Here is a 304-nt window from a genome sequence, read left to right on the forward strand (position 1 = left end):
GGGGCGGCAAGCCCACAGACCCTAGAAGCTGATCTGGGTAATACCAGCGGAGCGAGGCGGGCGATGTTTTCAGGCGCACAGATTTCCCTATATCCCATGACCGACGATTTCGTCGGTGTCATCCTTGGCGCGCTCGGTGCGCTCGATCCCTGGCGCGACAAACTCAGGATCGAGACCGACGACATCTCGACCTTGCTGGTCGGGCCGCCCGAAGTGCTGTTTCCTGCCATGCGCGACCTCTTCGTGGCGGCGGCACGCAGCGGCAAACATTGCGTGTTGTCGGCCACCATCTCGCGCGGCTGCC

The 304-nt window shown here is 63.2% G+C and carries 1 protein-coding gene; it reads left to right on the forward strand.

Translation table 11 applies throughout. The features are described 5' to 3' along the window. Positions 1 to 63: 63 nt before the first annotated feature. On the forward strand, positions 64 to 304 hold a 241-nt coding region (locus AC0L3S_RS39265; protein WP_473285330.1), incomplete at its 3' end, for a YkoF family thiamine/hydroxymethylpyrimidine-binding protein.

The organism is Bradyrhizobium sp. Ken01 (assembly GCF_055807355.1).